Consider the following 19,853-nt stretch of genomic DNA (forward strand, 5'->3'; position numbering starts at 1 on the left):
TCGACTCGGTTTATACTGAGCTGTTATTTCTTTTATGGTGTTATATGGCAGATTTTGATTTTACTCAGCGCTTTATTTTTGAAAATAATGATGTGCGTGGTGAGTTGGCAAGTTTAGAGGAAAGCTATGCCCATGTGTTGGCTAAGCATGATTATCCAGAGCCGGTAGCGACTTTGATTGGCGAGCTCATGACAGCGGCAGCTTTATTAGTGAATACGTTAAAGTTTGACGGTGTGTTGGTCTTGCAAGCACGTTCCAGTGGCTCTGTGCCGTTGTTGATGGTTGAGTGCACCAGTGACCGAGAACTGCGTGCTATTGCCCGTTATGAAGTTGAAGACATTAGCAGTGCTTCGACGTTTAAAGAAATGATGCCAGATGGCGTTTTAGCATTAACGGTTGATCCTAAAGAAGGTCAGCGCTATCAAGGTTTGGTTGCACTAGATGGTGAAAGTTTAGCTGAGTGCTTCAGTAACTACTTTGTGAACTCAGCACAGTTACCGACTCGTTTTTGGCTGTATGCAGATGGGCAGCGTGCGCGTGGCATGCTATTGCAGCAGTTACCGGCAGATCGTTTACCTGATCCTGAGGAGCGGGAGGCAAGTTGGCAGCATGTCATTGCTTTAGCTGCTACTTTAAGTGCTGAGGAGTTACTAGGGTTGGATAATGAGACTATTTTGCATCGTCTCTACCACGAAGATGCGTTGCGAGTATTCTCCAGAACAGATGTAAGGTTTCACTGCAGCTGTACTCGCGAGCGTTCAGAAAAGGCGTTAATCAGTCTTGGTCTTGACGAGCTGAAGTTGTTGCTCGTCGAAAAAGCAGGCAGTATCGAGATCGATTGTCAGTTTTGTAATGAACGCTATGTATTTAACGAAGACGATATTATCCAAATGTTCGCTGAACAAGATGCGACTAGTGCCTCGAGCACAGTGCATTAATTGCGCAACTCTGGCATAATCGCGTGCACTTTTTCATTGTAGTGCTTTAGTTTAAAGGGCTACAAAAATCTTTGGAGGACTCGGCTCGGGCCGTTGGGGAACTCATGACGCAAGCAAACAACGCTGTGTATACCGATATTAGTGCTGCTCAATTAATTGAAGAGGCTGTTCGCCGTGGTGAAGGCAAACTAGCTGTAAATGGTTCACTGGTGGTCGAAACTGGTCACCGTACTGGTCGCTCACCGGCTGATCGATTTATCGTGCAAGAGTCTAGCACTGAGAATCAAATTGCTTGGGGCCCGATTAATCGCCCGATTGCACCCAGTATTTTTGATGCGCTTTGGACTCGTGTAGAGGCTTATGTGGCTGAGCGCGAAAGCTTTGTATCACATGTTCATGTAGGTTCTGATCCACAGCATTACTTGCCAGTTAAAATGACAACAACTACAGCATGGCACAACCTGTTTGGCCGTTGCTTGTTTATTACGCCTGATACTTTTAACCCGGCAAACAAGGGTGAGTGGCAGATTATTAACGCCCCATTCTTTGAGTGTGTGCCTGAGCGTGATGGGACGAACTCTGATGGTTGCGTCATGATTAACTTTGCAGCCAAGAAAGTTTTGTTGGCAGGTATGCGCTACGCAGGTGAAATGAAGAAGGCGATGTTCTCTGTGCAGAACTTCCTTTTACCTGCGCAAGACGTTTTACCGATGCACTGCGCAGCAAACGTTGGAGAAGACGGTGATACCACCTTGTTCTTCGGTTTGTCTGGTACAGGTAAAACCACATTATCTGCTGATGAAAGCCGTTATCTAATTGGTGATGATGAACACGGTTGGGGTGTGGGTACTGTGTTCAACATCGAAGGCGGTTGCTATGCAAAATGCATCGACTTGTCTGAGAAGAATGAACCAGTTATTTGGAAAGCCATTAAGTTCGGTGCAGTTCTGGAAAACGTTGTGCTTGATGAACAGCGTGTTCCTGATTACACGGATGATAGCTTAACGCAAAATAGCCGTGCCGCTTATCCACTAGTAAACGTTGAAAAGCGCGTCCTTGAAAATCGTGCAGGTGAGCCTAATGCGGTCATTTTCTTAACCTGTGACTTGACTGGTGTATTGCCACCGGTATCGATCCTGAACAATGAGCAGGCAGCTTATCATTTCTTGTCAGGCTACACTGCTTTAGTGGGATCTACTGAAATGGGATCAGGCTCTGGTATTAAGTCGACTTTCTCAACGTGCTTCGGTGCACCATTCTTCCCGCGCCCCGCAGGTGAATATGCTGACTTATTGATCAAGCGTATTAAAGAGTTCGGCTCAAAAGTCTACTTAGTGAACACAGGTTGGACAGGCGGTGGTTATGGTGTTGGTCAGCGCTTTGATATTCCAACAACTCGTGCAGTGATTGCGGCTATTCAGGGTGGTACTTTAGTCGGTACAGAAACAGAGCATTTGCCTATTATTAACTTGGATGTACCAAAAGCTGTACCGGGTGTTGATAGTAACTTGCTGAATCCTCGTAACACTTGGGCTGATAAAGATGCATACGACGCGGCGGCTAAAGAATTGGCTGCTAAGTTTATAGAAAACTTTGAGAAGTTTGATGTGTCTGACGCGATTAAAAATGCGGGGCCACAACTGTAAATTTCAGTCGTTGTGTAAAAAACCGCTCATCATGAGCGGTTTTTTATGCCTGTGAAGTATGTGCTTGAGGCATCAGCTTGAGTGCTAGTCTAGCCACGCACGGTTATGTTTCTCCAATAGGCTGTGTGCCTGCTCAGGGCCATTAGATCCAGCGGGATAGGGGCGAGGACGCTGATAGTGCTGTTGCCAGCCTTTTAAGATCGGGTCAACCCACCGCCATGCAGCTTCAACTTCATCGCGCCGCATAAAGAGAGTGGAGTCATTTTCTATTACATCCAGTAATAAGCGTTCATAGGCCTTCCAACGCCGGCTATCTTGAAAAAACTCTGCTAAGTTGATATCGAGATTGACAGGTTCTAAGTGCATGCCTTTGCCAGGTACTTTAGCCATTAACTCAAGGCTGATGCGCTCTTCGGGCTGGAGGCGAATGAGCAGTAAATTAGCTTGGCTGTCGTTAAATAAACTGTGTGGTACAGGTTTAAATTGAATGGCTATCTCTGAGGTTTTTTTAGCGAGACGCTTACCTGTGCGTAAGTAAAAAGGCACACCTGACCACCGCCAGTTATCCACCTCTACTTCCATTGCGACAAAGGTTTCTGTATCGCTGTCGCTGTTCACTCCTTTTTCGAAGTAATAAGCAGGAGCGTTATGTCCACCCACGTGGCCGGCTGTATATTGACCGCGCACAGTTTTATCTTGGACATCAAGCCCGCAGATGGGCTTGAGTGCTTGTAAAACTTTTACTTTTTCGTTGCGTACGGAGTCAGCATCAAAACGTACAGGTGCTTCCATTGCGATTAAGCAAAGTAATTGTAATAAGTGATTTTGCAACATGTCGCGCATGGCACCTGCAGCATCATAATATGCACCACGGTTTTCCACTCCAATGGTTTCATTGACGCTGATTTGTATATGATCTATGTGAGCAGAGCGCCAAACAGGCTCAAATAAAGCATTGGCAAAGCGTAGAGCCATGAGGTTTTGAACTGTTTCTTTGCCCAAATAATGATCAATACGAAAGACTTGCTCTTCAGCAAAGGCAGTCCCAATGGCAGCATTAATACTTAATGCAGAATCAAGTGAGTGACCAATGGGTTTTTCCACTACAATACGTGTATGCGGACCGGCTAATCCATTGATGGCCAAGTTAGAAGCAATACTGGCAAACAGATGTGGCGCGGTAGCTAAGTAATGGATGTAAGCGTGCTCTGGACTATGCTTTAAAAACTCTGTAAGCCGGTTAAAGTCAGCTGCCTGGGCAGCATCTATGGCGAGATAATCGAGACGTTTGCTAAAGCTGAACCAAGTATTGTCGTCAAAGTCTTTCTTTTCAATTTGCGCACGACAGTGGCGTTCTGCGAGAGCAATATAATGTTGACGCGCTAAGAGCTTACGCGAGATGCCTATAATGCGCATTGTTTTAGGTAGGCGATGCTCACGGTGTAGATGATAGAGTGCAGGCAGCAATTTATGCAGGGCTAGATCACCAGTACCGCCAAACACTAGCATGTCACAAGGCGTGCTCAAGGTTGCTCTCCTATGGAAAAACGTGCGAATAAATGATTGTTGTAGTATAACTACAAAATAGCTACATAACTGTGGCACTAGCTAAATGAGTTTAACATTGTGAATTTGTTACAGCACATCACCGAATCTCTTGAGTCACTGCGCAAATCAGAAGTCAAAGTAGCGCAGTATGTTTTATCTGATCCAGCTGCGGTTATGCACAGCTCGATGTCTGATCTTGCCGCTGTTGTTGGGGTGAGCGAGCCGACTATCGTACGTTTTTGTCGCGCTGTTGGTTGCTTAGGTTTCCAAGATTTAAAACTACAACTTGCACAAAGTTTAGCCTCGGGAGCCAGTTTCGGTCAGTTTGCTATCAGTGAAGAGGATACTGTCACTGACTATGCATTAAAGATTTTTGATACTACTTTGCATACTTTGATTGATGTGCGCGAGCACCTCAACATTGAAGCGTTAGAGCGTGCAATAGCCATTATTGCAGAAGCTAAACGAGTCGAGTTTTATGGCTTTGGTGCTTCTGGAGCCGTGGCAGCAGATGCTCAGCATAAGTTTTTCCGTTTGTTGCTAACAGCTGCTGCTTATAGTGATCCGCATATGCAAGCCATGTCAGCTGTAACTTTGCAGCCGACGGATGTGGCGATTTGTATTTCTCAATCAGGTCGTTCTAGGGATTTATTAACCACTGCTAATTTGGTGCGAGAAACAGGTGCTTTTCTGATTACGTTGTGCCCAAGTAACACGCCTTTGGCAGATTTATCAAGCATTAACTTGGCCATTGATGTACAAGAAGATACCGAGATTTATACGCCTTTGACCTCCCGTATCGCACACTTAGTAGTGATTGATGTGTTGGCCATGGGGGTAGCTATGTCGCGTGGATCTTCACTGGTTAGCCACCTGAAAAGTGTGAAGCGCAGTTTACGGCGCTTACGCTTGTCACCTAAGACTACTAAGTCATCTGATGAAGCATAAGGCTCAATGCGTCTTATGCTTTTAAAATGAGCCTAAAACTGGCACTATCGCATCATCATTATTATTCACTGCTTAGCTACCCAGCTTAAATTTTGCTTATTAAGTTGGGTTTTGTCTGTTGCTCGTAACAGGGCGCATATTTGCTATAAGCATACTCTTCGTTATAAAAGAGGATATTTTATGGCTGAGGCCATTCCTGCCTTAGAAATACGCGATCTGCATAAACGCTATGGCGATTTAGATGTGTTGAAGGGCATTTCTTTAACTGCACATGACGGCGATGTGATTTCAATTTTGGGGTCTTCGGGTTCGGGTAAATCAACGTTTTTACGTTGTATTAACTTGCTAGAAAACCCACACCAGGGACAGATTTTCTTTTCCGGTGAAGAATTACAGTTAAAGCCAGGTCGTAATGGAGAGTTGGTTGCGGCCAGTCATGAACAAATTAATCGCCTACGCACACAAGTGGGTTTTGTTTTTCAAAACTTTAATTTGTGGCCACACATGACTGTGCTCGATAATGTGACTGAGGCACCGCGCCGAGTGTTGGGTTTAAGTAAAGATGAAGCTATTGCAACTGCTGAAGTGTTGCTTGCTAAAGTTGGTATTGAGGATAAACGTCATGTATATCCGAATCAGTTGTCGGGTGGTCAGCAGCAGCGTGCGGCCATAGCACGTACATTGGCTATGCAGCCTAAAGTGATTTTATTTGATGAGCCAACCTCTGCTTTAGATCCTGAGATGGTGCAAGAAGTACTGGGTGTGATTCGTGCTTTAGCTGAAGAAGGCCGCACTATGTTAATGGTGACTCATGAAATGAGTTTTGCTCGACAAGTGTCCAGTGAGGTTGTATTTCTACATCAGGGTGTCATTGAAGAGCAAGGTACACCGGAGCAGGTGTTTGATAATCCGCAGTCAGAGCGCTGCAAACAGTTTATGTCTAGTCATAACCAATGAGGCGACAACTATGAAAAATTATAAAAAAATACTCTTAGTGGCTGCGGCCAGCTTGTCATTCGCTACAACAAGCTTTGCAGTAGAAACGCTTAAAATTGGTACTGAAGGTGCTTATCCTCCGTTTAATCTCATTGATTCTAATGGTGAGGCAGTTGGTTTTGATCTTGATATCGCTAAAGCATTGTGTGAAAAAATGGACGTTGAGTGCAGTGTTGTAACATCTGACTGGGATGGCATTATTCCAGCGCTCAATGCTAAAAAGTTTGATTTCTTAGCAGCGTCGATGTCCATCACAGAGGAGCGGTCGCGTGCAGTTGATTTCACTGATCCCTACTACACTAATGGTTTGCAGTTTGTTGCACCGAAAAGCAGCGACTTTAAACTCGATAAAAAGAGTATGAAAGGCAGAGTGATAGGTGCACAACGTGCCACTATTGCAGGTCATTGGTTAGAGGATAATTTTGGTAAAACTGTTGATATTAAATTTTATGATACCAATGAGAATGCTTATTTAGATTTAGAGTCAGGACGTCTTGACGGTGTTCTAGCGGATAAATTTGTAAACTGGGAATGGCTGCAAAGTGAGGCAGGTGCAAACTTTGAGTTTAAAGGTGACCCCGTTTTTGATAATGACAAAATTGGTATCGCTGTGCGTAAAGGTAATAATGAGTTGCGTGAGCGCCTAAACACAGCGCTAAAAGAAATTGTTGAAGACGGTACTTATAAAACGATTAACGATAAGTACTTCCCATTTAACGTTTATTAATTTAAAGCGTTCGCTGTAAAAAACCGCCACTAATTTTGTGGCGGTTTTTCCTTGCACACGCCACACAAGTGTTTCTCATGACTTTTGAACTCTATGGTTTCGGCCCAGCGCTTTTAGCTGGTGCTTGGATGACGATTAAGCTTGCCCTGTGCTCGTTGGTTTTAGGCCTAGTGTTAGGTTTGGGTGGCGCACTAGCAAAAACATCTCCTTATCGCGTATTACGCTGGCTTGGCGATGCCTACTCAACCATGGTGCGTGGTGTGCCTGAGTTATTGTGGGTGTTATTAATCTATTATGGGTCTGTAAACTTTGTCCGTACCCTTGGGGAGGCTATTGGTCATCCTGAGATGGAGCTGACTGCTTTTGCAGCAGGTGTTATTGCACTGGGCTTGTGTTTTGGTGCTTATGCTACTGAGGTTTTTCGTGGTGCTTTATTGGCAATTCCGCGGGGGCATCGCGAAGCGGGTTTAGCACTGGGGTTATCGCGCACACGGATTCTCTTTCGTCTCGTATTGCCGCAAATGTGGCGTATTGCTATTCCAGGTTTGGGTAACCTTTTCATGATTCTGATGAAAGATACTGCGCTGGTATCTGTTGTTGGTCTTAATGAGGTGATGCGCAATGCACAAGTGGCGGTGACTGCTTCAAAACAACCATTCACTTTCTTTATGGTAGCTGCTTGCATCTATTTGGCTTTAACCATGGTGAGTATGCTGATCTTATACTTTCTAGAGAAGCGCGCTAATCGTGGTTTTAAAAGGAGTGCAGCATGAATTGGGATGTAATTATTAAGTGGCTGCCTAAGTTGCTGGAAGGTGCTTATCTAACTTTAGAATTGGTAGCCATTGCAGTAATAGTGGGCTTGCTGTTGGCAATTCCTTTAGGTATGGCTCGTGCTTCGCGTCATTGGTATATGCGAGTGTTGCCCTTTAGTTATATTTTCTTTTTTCGTGGTACGCCTTTGCTGCTGCAGTTGTTCTTGGTTTATTACGGTTTAGCTCAGTTTGATATCGTACGGCAGGGGCCTTTGTGGCCTTATTTGCGCGACCCTTACTGGTGCGCAATTATTGCGATGACCATGCATACAGCGGCCTATATAGCGGAGATTATTCGCGGTGCTATTCAAGCTGTCCCGCCGGGCGAAGTTGAAGCAGCGCGCTCTTTGGGTATGAGTCGTGGTCAAGCAATGTGGCATATAGTTTTGCCGCGTGCTATGCGGATTGGCTTACCAGCTTACAGTAATGAAGTCATCTTAATGCTGAAGGCAAGTTCGTTGGCCAGTACCATCACTTTACTTGAGCTGACCGGTATGGCGCGCACTATTATTGCCCGTACTTATTTACCCGTAGAGATTTTCTTTGCTGCAGGTCTGTTCTATTTAGTAATGACTTTTATATTGGTACAAATCTTCCGATGGTTAGAGCGTAAACTGCGTGTGGATGCGTTGCAGGGCCGTTAATTGCACAATTTTGAAACAGCTATTTTAAGTGCAGAAGCGCTGCGCGAACGTTTTTTAGCGCTAGATACTTTTCTCTTTTCTCAGCGAAGTATTTGGTGTGATAAACCGTTTGTGCAGAAGCATTTAAGTTGGGAAGACAAGTATCCTGAATTAGCAGCTTGGTTACGCAAACGCAGTCTCGCCGAGGCTGAGGCTTTTCATGGAGATCCAGCATCTATGCTTGCGCCCAATCCTTTTCCTTTATGGGCGATGCAAGCTGTAGAGTTGTCTCGTATCGGTTGTTTCCAACCGGTGGTTTTGAGTGAGCGACCACGGCGTATGCAAAGCGGTATCGCGGAGCGCAAGTGGCAACAGATTGAAGCTTTTTCTAGTGCGATTCACAGTGGTGCTCGACAGTCTTTTTCGCGCTGTCAGCGCTGGCTGGATTGGTGTGCAGGTAAAGGTCATTTAGGTCGTTATTTAGCTTGGCCCAATACGCAGTTAAAAAGTTTGGAGTTTGATCCTAAGCTGGTTCATAGCGGCCAAGCCATGAGTCAAAAATACCTTCCGCAAGCACAGCATATCTTGTGTGATGTGATGACGGCAGCAAGCACACAGTTTTTGCGAGACAGTGATGGGGTAGTGGCTTTACATGCTTGTGGCGATTTACATACGCATTTAGTACGGCAGGTCAGTGCTCATAAGGTCAATGCCTTAGCTTTAGTGCCTTGTTGTTATAATCGAACTGTTGCACAGTCGTATCATCCGTTATCAAGCATGGGACGGAAGTCTCAACTATCTCTAAGTCGTGATGACCTAGGATTACCGTTAATGGAAACTGTTACAGCAACAGCTCGAGAACGGCGCTTGCGTGATCAGTCTATGGCTTGGCGCTTAGCCTTTGATCAGGTCCAGCGTGAGGCGAGAGGAGTGGATGAGTACCTGCCAACGCCTCCTTTATCTTCTAAGTGGTTTAATAAATCTTTTGCTCAATGGTGCCAAGATTTAGCTGCTTTAAAGGGATTGTCTCAGCTACCAAAGCAAAACTGGCAGCAGCTTGAGGCGTTAGGTTGGCAACGATTAGCTGAGGTGCGTAATTTGGAGTTGGTACGTAGTTTATTCCGTCGTCCGTTGGAGTTGTGGTTGATTTTGGATCAAGCGTTATTTTTGATGGAACAAGGTTTTTATGTAGAACTGGGTGAGTTTTGTGCTCAAACACTGACCCCGAGAAATTTATTACTGTTAGCGAAATCTATTCAATAACGCGCAAACATCGATGGTTGTTGCTTTGTAGAGTTTTTTGGTGAGCGATATGATTGTTTTTGAAAATAATTCATTTAATTTTTTCAAAAAAAGCTTTACAAGGTGTCTGGTTTCTATATAATAGCCGCCATTGCCGGTATAGCTCAGTCGGTAGAGCAACTGACTTGTAATCAGTAGGTCCCGAGTTCGACTCTTGGTGCCGGCACCAAATTACAATCTGAGTGTAGACATAAAAAAAGCTTTGTGGTCTACTTTCAGCCAATAACCTGCAGGTCTCAACGTTATGGATGGCCGTCCAAACGTTAAAAATACAGGCCTAAACCTCACGAGGTTCTTCGCACCTCGATGTTTGTACAGGTAGAATAAGCGCCCTATCAGCTTGATGTCAAATTAAATGCTGATAGGGCGTTTTTCTATCTGCGTCTTTTTAAACGCTAAAACTATACATCATTTTATTAGTTTTGGCATCGTATTAAGCAAATCTCGCATATCCTCTAGGTCTGGCACCACATATTCAAGTGTGGTGCGGATATCTTTGTGGCCAAAAATGGCCTTCACAAGGTGTAAGTTTTTCTCTGGTTGCCTCATGAGCTTGGTTCCCAGCGTGTGTCTGAGACGGTGAGGAGAGGCTGGAAAATCGAGACGAGCAGAGAGTTCTCGAAAGGCATTTGAAATATTTGAGTCCTGCATTGTCTTGTATTTGTACCTGTTTGTTCCGAACCGAGTGACGTTGAATAGTTGGTCATCGGGTTTAAAGCGCATTTCTTTTGCTTTGGCCTGCAAAATGCCTAGCGCTTCTACCAGGCCATTAGGGATTGGAATGATGTTCTCGCTGTGTGCTTTCGAACCCTGGATGCTTAAAAAGATTGTTTGATCCCCAAGGTTCACATCTTTTAGGCGGATATTGAGCAGCTGATTGCGCCTCATGCCTGTGTAGTACAGCGTTTCAAACACAACGCTCCAAAACCAGGTGGGGTGGATTCTACCGCTATAACGGTTTTCGTTTTCTTCGTGTATGAGCTCAGAAAATACTTTGTGCGTTTTCGCAATTTGCTCGTCTGAAAGTGTCTTCTTTCGTTTTCCAGGCGTGCGAACCTGCAGCGTCTTGAAGTGATTCTCAGGCCAATGCACCAAGCCTTGCTCAAGTGCAAATGTGAGCACCGCCCTCAGCTGTCGGCAGTATGAGTTCCAAGATGTAGCAGATAGTCCATTTACTCTTAACTCACGATCCCTCCATTCCAGCAAGTTATCTCGCGTTACTTGTTTAATGGAGTTCACGCCTAGTTTGCTCATGCAGCTGGTAAACTTCTGCATTGCCTGGCTGTAGGACTTCATTGTCCGAGGGCGCAAGATTTTTTCTTTGAAATAATGTTCTAAAATTAATTTATCAACCATGGGTACTTCTCGTCAGTTATTGAATTCCGATTTCAGTGTGACGAAGGGGTTATCCTGTGGTTGGAACGTAAATATTACATCAGTTGGTATTAGATATCCGTTGAGAGTATTTCCTTTGACGCGGGGGCCACGCACGGTGCATTGCCAGATATTGAGATCATCTTCCCGCTTGATGTGCAATTGCAGGCGTTCAAAAGACCGTTGCACCCAAATCCAGTTTTTGACAGTTGTGTCCGGGTTGAGCTGCTGAAGTTCTGGGTGCTGGTCGGAAAATCGCTGAAAAATACCTGGTGTTACCAAGAATGCTTTGCCGTCCACAGTATGAATCTGTGCCCGAGAATCATTAATGTAGATTGAGCGCGAACTTACGGCAGCTTTGATCCAGTCAATGAACGATTGGCCAAGATTTTCAGGCGTGAGTTGACTGCCAGGGATCTTGGCAGGCACTTGTTTAGGTTTAGGTGATGCTTGCACTATTGCTGCTGGTTTAGACGGTTTTTCCGAGGTTGCTGGTTTAGCTGGTTGGGTAACAGCATTAACTGGTTCAGTAGATGGTTTAATAACTGGTCCAGTTTCTTCTTGTTCCGAGTTGACTGCTTTTTCAGTGTCAGGAATTGGTGTGGTTAAATCTTCAGCAGTGTCCATGCCGAGGAGTGAAAGAATATCGTCAATGCCGTCGTCTACAACTGGGCTCTCAGTTGCAGTCGGTGAGCTCATTTGAGGTGCCGGGTGTTTAGCTGGCTGGACAGATGGTGATGCAGGTTTTTTAGCTTCATCGTTCATTACAGGAGATTCGGAGGGCGAAACTGGCTTGTCATCCCATGTGATTGTGCCGGTAAATGTTGGTGGGTATTCCTCATTGCCGTATATCAACGAAGGCTTAACACGCAAAAAAGTAAACTCTTGCTCCCAGGTACCGTCGATAACTTTTGCTTTCCAGATTGCGTTGCCGTCTGCGTTTGGCTCAATGAGCCGGTGGGATTGCAGCTCATCAAACAGTGATGAGTTTTTAGATGGCACCTTGTCCACGCTTTGAGAAAGCAAGAATGCTCGGAGCTTATCGGCAACCACCTTGCTTACAAGCCACAGTCCATCGGCAGTTAGCCAGCATGCTGCGCCGGGCATGTTCATTTTTAGTCTATGCTCATCATCTTTAAGTAACTGACGCAGGCCACGTATTAAATGTGATTGCAGTGTTGTAGGTGGGGCCTGTAGTGCTTTTTCAGGATTAGCACCGATATTCATGGCGGTAGATGTACGGTCTGCTTTGGAGACGATTTCACCAAGGACACCTGCCTCAGTGTAATCACCTGATAATAGATACAGTAAGCTGCCCCAAAGAGGTTGATTTTTGCTGATCCAGTCCATCACCTCGGTTCCCAATACTTGGTGAACCATCACCGCTGCTGCAGCATTATGAAGTTTGTAATCACGGCCTGGAATGTATTTGAAACGGTAGGCTTCTCTTAATGGACCGTGCCAAGGGTGCCATGGTTGACCGTTTTTAGTTTCCACTCTGATATCGCACAATAGTTTGCCGGTGTCGTGCATGAGTCCACCATAGGCAACCCCAGCAGTCCAAACGTCGGCATGAGCGGCTTGCTCTTCCGGTGCTGCACCAACGGGTAATAAATAACTTTGTCGCAATCGTAACGCATACAGAACAAGCTCTAACCCATGATCAAGCATGCCGCCAAGGTAGCTGTGGTGATGAGACTCACTGGCTGGAAGCTCTTGTACCAACTCTGCATATCGAGCAATAGGGGCTTGATACAGTCTAGTAAACGATTCGCGTGATACGGAGGTTTGTTCCCAAATTCGATCAAGAATGACCTCTCTACGATGCCCTGAAAGCAATTCCTTGGCACTCTTGGGCATGATGAAGCCATCTGCGCTAGATTCTGCTTTTGACGTTGTTGTAGGCCGATTGATGGAGGCTATTTTGGACGGCTCTTTTTTAAATAGCCTCATGAAGGTAGATTTCAATTGCTGAGCTCCGGACGGATTTGCTGATCAAATCACTATAAAGCTTCGTTTGTAGCCTGTGTGTTATAAGCCGACATAGCCTATTTCGGGTTTGTTGTTGTATGAAGACCTCCCTTGGTCAATGATGAGCTATCGGTATTTGAAATCAATAAGTAGTGGAAGGGGTGAGTGATGAAAAACATAAATCGTGCGGAGCTGGTTGAGCGGATGTCAGCGCTGACAGAGCAAAGCAAGGCAGCAACTGATCTTGCCTTGTGGGCTTTTATTGAGAGCGTTCAAGAGATCGTGGCTGATGGTGACAAGGTGACGCTGGTAGGCTTTGGTGTATTTGAATCGCGGACTCAAAGCGCACGGCCTGCCCGTATTGGGCGCAATCCGCAAACAGGAGAAGATATTGAAGTTCCAGCAACACCTGAGACAGTGCTACCTCGCTTCCGACCTGGCCGGAAGTTCAAAGATCAAGTGCGTGCTAAACATGGCTAGACGTCCAGCGGGCTGGCTGTAAGGGTTTTATATGAAGACCACTTCAAATTCTGCAAACAAAAAACCTAAACGCTCTAGCTCAACTTTATCTCGGAAAAAAGATCCTAGGTTACGCAAGGGCTATAAAGAGATTCAGCTTGAGCTTTCGCTCTAGGTTAATGTTACTCATAGGCATTGAGGGGTAATCTGCCTGCTTCAGTAGAAGGCAGTTCTTATCAGGAATAGCGCTACCAAATGCCCTGGATAAAACCAGTAAAAGAACCACTTCATGCGTGGTAAGCGAATGTTTTGGCAAGTGACAATCGCTAGGTAAATGATGGGTAATGCGAGCAGTGTTGCTAGGCTGTCATTCATTACGCACAGTAGTCCAAACAGCCCCGACAGCAGTACCTGCAGGATAGTGCTTTCAACGGCAGAAATGCCTGAGAATAATCGCCAGACTACGACCACTAGCGCCGGTCCAAGCCAGAGATAATCCACCAAGCCACCGACCACTACAAACAGAAGTAGTGCTGTCTTTCGGGAGGTAACTGTCCAGCGATTGTATGTAGGCAGTGAGAGCAGGTAGACGATTGTGGTGGCCAAGCTCAGTGTGAACAGAATGTTCAGCGGCCACCAGTGCTGCAGTCCGCCACCTAAGATGATGTACACAGGTGTTGCCACGATACCGAACATTAAAAGCCGAAGCATAATCTTGGGTATTTTGCCCGATGGAATCCGAGCCAAGTTGTAGCCGAGAGTCAGCGCAAATAGAGGGAATGCAATCCGTCCAATTTCAAACAATATTTGGTTGTAGTCAGGGTTTACTAAGGCGTTGAAGTGATCAGCCAACATGGCCGCAATGCCGATTAATTTCATTGCGGTCAGGCTGTTGTTTGAAATACGCAATCCGTTAAGGGTCACTCCAAAAGCTTCCCTAGCCAGTTAGGGTCGAACTCGCTGTGTTTCATTAAGCCTAGGTATGAGGCAGATATTAAGGCTGCTGTATCTGGATCTGCATTTTTGTAGTGTTTAAGCATCTTGTTTTTTGCAGCGGTGATCACATGTGTGGTGACTTTTTCTTCCATCAGGCCGACATATATTGACCCTTTTGCGTCTTTTTCGGCATACATAAAAGAAAGGTAGTAATAATGCAGGGGAGCATCAGCGGTGCTGTCGATTGAATCTTTGATTGCCTGGTCAGGCATATCAGGGTCATGTGTTTTTCTCATTGAGTTACACCTTGAATTAACGGTCATGCTTTTACTGGGCTTAGCCACAGATTTTTTAGGCATCCTAGGCATTATCTGCTTGACGAACTGTGTTGTGGGTTGTTAAACCGATACTAGCTTTTTCGGTTTGTTTCGCTCGGCAGATTTTGATAGGTTTGCCTAAGCACTTGTTTGGTGCCTATGCAATTTAATAAAAAGGAGAGTAAGGATGCTTATTTTGACGCGCAGCCAAGGTGAGACGATTTGCATTGGTGACGATATACGGATTACGGTGCTAGGCACCAACGGCGGCCAGGTACGTTTAGGGATTGATGCACCCCAGAATGTTGAGGTGCATCGAGAGGAAATCTACCAGCGAATCCAATCGGAAAAACGGGCAAGAGAGCAGTCTGAGTGAATGTTCATAAGAGCACCGTCAACGCATCATAGTTAGCCGAATAATGCTTATAGCCTGTAAGCTACTGACTGTCATCATGATCAATCCATGTTCGCGTACAGTCGTTGCATACAAATGGACTGTTAGACATGAAACGCTCCTTGTCTTGCAACTGTCTGCCTATACAGCCTATTCTCGCTGGGATTTGTAAATGTGCTTGTTTTCACGCCTTGCGATGCTTACTTACCTGTAGAGTTTTAATTTAATACTATATAAATCAAGCAGCTATAAATTATGTAGGCAAGATAGTGTGCATGGCGCAATCAGGATAGGCGGCATGCTCGATTTGTAATAAGGGAGTGTCTTGTGTTTTTACAGAAAGTCTTTTAAATACAGATATTTATATTAATTAACAGTAAGCAGCTATGGGTGACAAAACGAGCATGCATACTAATAAGCTGTTATGTACTACAGAATTCCGTAACTGGGGAATAAATAATGAGTTTAGAGGATAAGATAACCGATGAGGCGGCAAAACTTGCACCAGAGGTTTACAAAGATCTAGTTCAGCCCGCAGCTAAAGAAGTTGGCGTGGTTGCAGGGCGCTCCGTCAAAGCTTTGTTGTCCCCAGTAAGAGGATTTCTCTGGGGGTGGGAACAAATTGAAAAACTTGTAGTGGATGGTGTCAATAGAAGGCTTGAAAACATACCCGAAGACCAGCGAAAAACGCCAGAGCCGGAAATTGCAGTTCCGCTAATCCAAGCCCTCAGCTATACCGCACAGAATGAGACTTTAAGGGAGATGTATCTAAATTTGCTTGCCAATTCCATGGACTCATCGATGGACAAAACTGTCCATCCATCTTTTGTTGAATTAATCAAGCAAATGAATAGTACGGATGCAAAGGTTTTCGAAAAGTTGTCCAGTGTTAATGGTTACCAAAAGGCTATAAATCCTAACATTGCTATAAAAAATCAAGGAAAAATATTCATTGATGCTACTCCTGAATGGTTCGTTGGCTGGAAAATAGACGGATTTAATATATTTGAAATATCCTCCAGCATCATCCGGCTAAGTAAGTTTGGTCTGGTCGAGCTTATGTTCGATAGAACCGCTGGAAAAGACTCTTATGATGAGCTAAAGGCGCACGAGGAACTAACTGCAATACTGAAAAGATATCAAGCTGCTAATCTAACTATTGAGTTGGAGATTACAGCTATGAACAGCATTTTGTATGTGAATGAGTATGGAAAGCAATTCAAAAATGCCTGTACGTAATGTACATAACAATTGCATGTTGCCGGACTGGTTTTACGCTACGCTACAAACCAGCCGCAAATACGGGCGTTATACCTCAGGGCCACACGGCTCTTTTTACACATGGAGATAGATTGAAATGCCAAACGTAGTGTTTTTTAGCTTCAAGGAGCAGGATCGAGGAGTAGTGCTTACCATAAAGGGGCGTGCAGTCAATCCCCGTTATTCCGCACTAAACTTCCGCGTTCAGGATTTGTTGAAGCGATGGCAAACAGAAAACGAAAGCGTGATTAAACAGGCGATATCAAAAAGCATTACCGGCACATCAAGAACTATCGTCTTCGTCGGCGCTGATACTTGGAAGAGCTACTGGGTTCCTCATGAAGTACAGATGACATTGGATCGAGGGAAGCCAGTTTACGCGATCAGACTCAATGGTGTTCAAGGTTCAATACCCAGTTGTCTGACTAAGAACGGTATAAAGGTGCATCCGTGGAGCGAAGCCAACTTGCAAGCCTTAGCTACGATGTAGGAGTCCGGTCTTGGAACAGAAGGATTATCCCGGTTTATACAGAGCAGCAGACACTGCTTCAGTGACGGCCCAGTCTGCTTATTTACGCTCCTTCCAGTGGCATATTGTAACCCTCATTACGGGTGCCGCGCTTGCGGTGAATCCTGCACCTACTGCGTTGTATTCGCTGATAAATGCGGGTGTTTTTTTGGCTGCTTTAGGAATATCAGTGCTGATAGCTTCGAAGCGTTACGAAAAATCTTGGTACAGTGCGCGAGCAGTAGCTGAATCGGTGAAGACCTCAACTTGGCGGTATATGATGAGAGCCGAGCCGTTTTTAGACGCTGCTTCAGTTGGGGAAGTAAATAATGTTTTCCGTCGATTGCTTGAGGGAATACTTTCCTCAAACAATCAGATTGGTGATTTGCTTGGTGGCGATGATTGCGCCCGGGACCAGATCACACAGTTCATGCGGGATACCAGGGCGAAGCCTATCGAAGAAAGGCGACAACTTTACCTAACCAGCAGAATTGGAGAGCAAAGGAAATGGTACGCTGCGAAGTCAAAGTACAATAAGAAGCGGAGCACACAATTCTTTGTTCTACTTGTAATACTTCAGGCTGTTGCTGTCGCTTTCGTCCTGTCCAGAATTGCATTCCCAGAATGGCAGATTTGGCCCACGGAAGTTTTTGTGGTTGCTGCCGGTTCCGTCACTGCCTGGATGCAACTGAAGCGATTTCAAGAAATCGGGACGGCTTATGCGCTGACAGCACACGAAATCGGGATAATTGAAAGCAAAATCACTGAGCCTGATACTGATGAACTGTTCTCTGACTTTGTGAGAGATGCAGAAAATGCGTTTTCTAGAGAGCACACTCAGTGGATAGCCAAGGTGGAACATTAGGTATAATCGGGTAGCCGAGGGTTTCTAGCCCTCAGCCCCCACAACACCCTGCATGCGGCTCCGCACAGGGCGTTTCACTAAGAGTGGTGAAGCTTAATCCAACCATCGCGCAATGCGTACAGACCCTGAGATTTTAAGTAAGCATTTGATAATGCCTGATTAATTCCCGGAGTTTTAGAGCTGAGCCATGGGCCTTTGCTGGTAATACCGCATGCAACTGCAGCTTGTACATGAACACCCAGCCGCATTAAGTTTCTTACTTTAGTGCGTGGCTTGCGCCACTGTCGCCAATAGGCCATTCGCACCCTGCGCCGGATCCAATGATCCAGCTCAACGCAGTGCTGATAGCCACTGGCAATACCAAAGTAGTTTATCCAGCCGCGTAAATATTGGCTGATCTTAAATAGCTGGTATTTCATTGACACGCCCCAGTTGCGATTCGTGAGTTTGCGAACATTCTGCTTAAACTTCTGCAGCGTTTTCGGATGCCAGTGAATGCGGTTTGCCTTGAACGTAAAGCCCAAGAATTGGCTTTCATTGGTTTTAACCACACGACTTTTGTCAGTGTTGACCACTAACTTTAAACGGTTTTGCAAGTACTGACTGATACTGCGCAGTACGCGTTCTCCAGCTCGCTGACTCCTCACTACAATTGTGAAATCATCCGCGTAGCGGGCAAACTTATGACCGCGTTTTTCAAGTTCTTTATCCAAAGAATCGAGCATGATATTCGCCAGTAACGGCGACAATGGCCCACCTTGCGGTACACCCACTCGACTCTCACCTTTGAACTGATTATCGATAAACCCAGCTCTCAGGTAACGTTTAATCAGTCTAAGCAGACGTTTGTCTTTCACCTTGTCGCCAAGGCGCGTCATCAGTAGATCGTGATTAACTCGGTCAAAGAACTTCGACAGATCAACATCCACCGCGAAGCGGCGTCCTTCCTTGATGATGCTCTGTACCTGCTTAACCGCTTGCTGCCCATTACGACCTGGACGGAATCCAAAACTGTGTTCAGAAAACTCAGGGTCGAAAATAGGTGTTAATACTTGGGCAATGGCTTGCTGGATAACGCGGTCAGTAACGGTTGGAATGCCGAGTTGGCGGGTACCACCATCCGGTTTATTGATTTCAACACGCCTTACCGGTGAGGGTTGATAACAGCCTGTTACCAGTTGTTGTTTCAACGCTTTCCAGTGACCTGACCTTACCCAAGCGGGGAATTCATCGATGGTCATACCATCGACGCCAGCAGCCCCTTTGTTGGCTCGAACGCGTTTCCATGCCGCAGAGAGGTTATCTTCCTGCAGCACGTGCTCGAATAGATCGTTGCTAAAGGCTGGCTTCATATCGCTACGCTGAGTCACGTCATCGCCGGACGGCGTTCGTGTGTTCAAGTGTGACAAGGCTCCTCCTTTGTTCTTAATGTTCAGGCCTTCACCGTGTCCCAACCATTACGATGGGCGTTTGGCTACTATGCCGTCTGCTGACTTCTGCTTAATCACTCACAGAGTTGCCTCTGTTCGCGCTATCGGTTTGCATCTAATTCGCTCTCCAAGGTCGATACATTCCTTAGAGCCAAGGCACTTATTAACCAGAGCCTCACTGGTGGATTACCGATCGCTTGTTAAGCAGATCTCCCCAGATAAGAGCATGTACTGTCACTGCACTGCTGCATCATTTACGGTGGCCGTTAGATCACATGGCTTCGTTGTCTTGTGCCAACTCGCCTTCAGCCTACGCCTCATATGATGTTTTTATTCATCAGCTCGCAGCTTTGCGTCCGGCTTCCTTCAGACAGTTCCTCGCGGAGCTGCCCTTGCCATTCGCTAGTGGTTAACATCTAATAACGATTATAAATCGCTAAGGATGGTGACCTTCCTACAGAGGACTTTCACCTCATTAGTTCATGCCCATGCTGGGCGTACACAAAGCAGTCAAGCCGACCGCCTACGGCGGCGGCTTACTTTTGACGTGTGTGCCGGGCATGGCACTTAACTAGCGAGGTGCAAGTCCTCGTGCCAGGTATTCGCAGAGCCGAAGGTTAGCGAAAGGACAAGGGCGTTGTCGCGAGGCAGGGTCTGAAGGAAGTCCAACGCGAAATCGCGGGGCGATGAACAAGAACTCAATATGAGGTGTGACATATTCGGGGCCAGCGGGCACGTGACTGCTAAGCCCTCCATCTGCATCTGGAATATGTTTTATAAATTGAGCGTCTACGCG

The 19,853-nt window shown here is 45.8% G+C and carries 19 protein-coding genes and 1 tRNA gene; 14 read left to right on the forward strand and 6 right to left on the reverse strand.

The window, feature by feature from the left end:
* The first annotated feature begins 44 nt into the window (after positions 1-44).
* Complete coding sequence (hslO, locus tag TOI97_RS02505; protein WP_321552557.1) at positions 45-938, forward strand: Hsp33 family molecular chaperone HslO; 894 nt, start codon at positions 45-47, stop codon at positions 936-938.
* Positions 939-1,042: 104 nt separating this feature from the next.
* A complete protein-coding gene (locus TOI97_RS02510) occupies positions 1,043-2,584 on the forward strand; it encodes a phosphoenolpyruvate carboxykinase (protein ID WP_321552558.1) in 1,542 nt (513 codons plus the stop codon).
* An 84-nt stretch (positions 2,585-2,668) separates the two neighbouring features.
* On the opposite strand, the gene zwf is transcribed toward TOI97_RS02510, so the two are convergent.
* Complete coding sequence (gene zwf / locus TOI97_RS02515; RefSeq protein ID WP_321552688.1) at positions 2,669-4,093, reverse strand: glucose-6-phosphate dehydrogenase; 1,425 nt, start codon at positions 4,091-4,093, stop codon at positions 2,669-2,671.
* Positions 4,094-4,210: 117 nt separating this feature from the next.
* Between zwf and hexR the strand changes: the two genes are divergently transcribed.
* From hexR to TOI97_RS02550, 7 genes are all read left to right on the forward strand, one after another.
* On the forward strand, positions 4,211-5,080 hold the full coding sequence (gene hexR / locus TOI97_RS02520) for a transcriptional regulator HexR (RefSeq protein WP_321552559.1): 870 nt from the start codon (positions 4,211-4,213) through the stop codon (positions 5,078-5,080).
* A gap of 180 nt (positions 5,081-5,260) precedes the next feature.
* Complete coding sequence (locus TOI97_RS02525) at positions 5,261-6,037, forward strand: ABC transporter ATP-binding protein (RefSeq protein WP_321552560.1); 777 nt, start codon at positions 5,261-5,263, stop codon at positions 6,035-6,037.
* Positions 6,038-6,047: 10 nt separating this feature from the next.
* Positions 6,048-6,803 (forward strand): ABC transporter substrate-binding protein, encoded by a 756-nt coding sequence (locus TOI97_RS02530; protein ID WP_321552561.1) that lies wholly within the window; start codon positions 6,048-6,050, stop codon positions 6,801-6,803.
* Positions 6,804-6,880: 77 nt separating this feature from the next.
* Positions 6,881-7,576 carry an ABC transporter permease gene (locus tag TOI97_RS02535; RefSeq protein ID WP_321552562.1) on the forward strand — a complete coding sequence of 232 codons (696 nt, stop codon included), beginning with the start codon at positions 6,881-6,883 and terminating at the stop codon, positions 7,574-7,576.
* Entirely contained in the window at positions 7,573-8,262 is a 690-nt protein-coding gene (locus tag TOI97_RS02540) for an ABC transporter permease (protein ID WP_321552563.1), read from the forward strand. Before TOI97_RS02535 ends, TOI97_RS02540 begins: the two co-directional genes overlap by 4 nt.
* The gene (locus TOI97_RS02545; RefSeq protein ID WP_321552564.1) at positions 8,263-9,504 is read left to right on the forward strand and encodes a methyltransferase; all 1,242 of its coding nucleotides are present in this window, start codon (positions 8,263-8,265) and stop codon (positions 9,502-9,504) included.
* Between the two features lie 132 nt (positions 9,505-9,636).
* A tRNA-Thr gene (locus tag TOI97_RS02550) sits at positions 9,637-9,712 on the forward strand.
* A 239-nt stretch (positions 9,713-9,951) separates the two neighbouring features.
* Here the strand turns inward: TOI97_RS02550 and TOI97_RS02555 are convergent.
* A complete protein-coding gene (locus tag TOI97_RS02555; RefSeq protein ID WP_321552565.1) occupies positions 9,952-10,899 on the reverse strand; it encodes a tyrosine-type recombinase/integrase in 948 nt (315 codons plus the stop codon).
* 12 nt (positions 10,900-10,911) lie between these two features.
* Positions 10,912-12,885, reverse strand: coding sequence for a MobH family relaxase (gene mobH / locus TOI97_RS02560; RefSeq protein ID WP_321552566.1), 1,974 nt, complete (start codon positions 12,883-12,885; stop codon positions 10,912-10,914).
* Between the two features lie 171 nt (positions 12,886-13,056).
* On the opposite strand from mobH, the gene TOI97_RS02565 reads away from it, so the two are divergent.
* On the forward strand, positions 13,057-13,368 hold the full coding sequence (locus tag TOI97_RS02565; protein ID WP_407651299.1) for an HU family DNA-binding protein: 312 nt from the start codon (positions 13,057-13,059) through the stop codon (positions 13,366-13,368).
* Positions 13,369-13,563: 195 nt separating this feature from the next.
* Here TOI97_RS02565 and TOI97_RS02570 read toward each other — a convergent pair whose 3' ends face one another.
* Both TOI97_RS02570 and TOI97_RS02575 read right to left on the reverse strand, forming a co-directional pair.
* The gene (locus TOI97_RS02570) at positions 13,564-14,271 is read right to left on the reverse strand and encodes a TraX family protein (protein WP_321552567.1); all 708 of its coding nucleotides are present in this window, start codon (positions 14,269-14,271) and stop codon (positions 13,564-13,566) included.
* The gene (locus TOI97_RS02575) at positions 14,268-14,579 is read right to left on the reverse strand and encodes a hypothetical protein (protein WP_321552568.1); all 312 of its coding nucleotides are present in this window, start codon (positions 14,577-14,579) and stop codon (positions 14,268-14,270) included. Before TOI97_RS02575 ends, TOI97_RS02570 begins: the two co-directional genes overlap by 4 nt.
* Before the next feature lie 208 nt (positions 14,580-14,787).
* Between TOI97_RS02575 and csrA the strand changes: the two genes are divergently transcribed.
* The 4 genes from csrA to TOI97_RS02595 all read left to right on the forward strand — a co-directional run bounded on the left by csrA (position 14,788) and on the right by TOI97_RS02595 (position 17,627).
* Positions 14,788-14,976, forward strand: a complete 189-nt coding sequence (gene csrA, locus TOI97_RS02580; protein ID WP_321552569.1) for a carbon storage regulator CsrA — start codon at positions 14,788-14,790, stop codon at positions 14,974-14,976.
* Positions 14,977-15,453: 477 nt separating this feature from the next.
* Complete coding sequence (locus TOI97_RS02585) at positions 15,454-16,233, forward strand: DUF4393 domain-containing protein (protein ID WP_287812005.1); 780 nt, start codon at positions 15,454-15,456, stop codon at positions 16,231-16,233.
* Positions 16,234-16,351: 118 nt separating this feature from the next.
* The gene (locus TOI97_RS02590; RefSeq protein WP_163127622.1) at positions 16,352-16,744 is read left to right on the forward strand and encodes a TIR domain-containing protein; all 393 of its coding nucleotides are present in this window, start codon (positions 16,352-16,354) and stop codon (positions 16,742-16,744) included.
* A 10-nt stretch (positions 16,745-16,754) separates the two neighbouring features.
* Positions 16,755-17,627: a DUF4231 domain-containing protein gene (locus TOI97_RS02595; RefSeq protein ID WP_321552570.1), complete on the forward strand. Its 873-nt coding sequence runs from the start codon at positions 16,755-16,757 to the stop codon at positions 17,625-17,627.
* A 77-nt stretch (positions 17,628-17,704) separates the two neighbouring features.
* Here TOI97_RS02595 and ltrA read toward each other — a convergent pair whose 3' ends face one another.
* Positions 17,705-19,027, reverse strand: coding sequence for a group II intron reverse transcriptase/maturase (gene ltrA / locus TOI97_RS02600; RefSeq protein ID WP_321552571.1), 1,323 nt, complete (start codon positions 19,025-19,027; stop codon positions 17,705-17,707).
* Between the last annotated feature and the right edge of the window lie 826 nt (positions 19,028-19,853).

Origin of the sequence: Denitrificimonas halotolerans (assembly GCF_034259425.1) — a bacterium.
Lineage (GTDB): Bacteria > Pseudomonadota > Gammaproteobacteria > Pseudomonadales > Pseudomonadaceae > Denitrificimonas > Denitrificimonas halotolerans.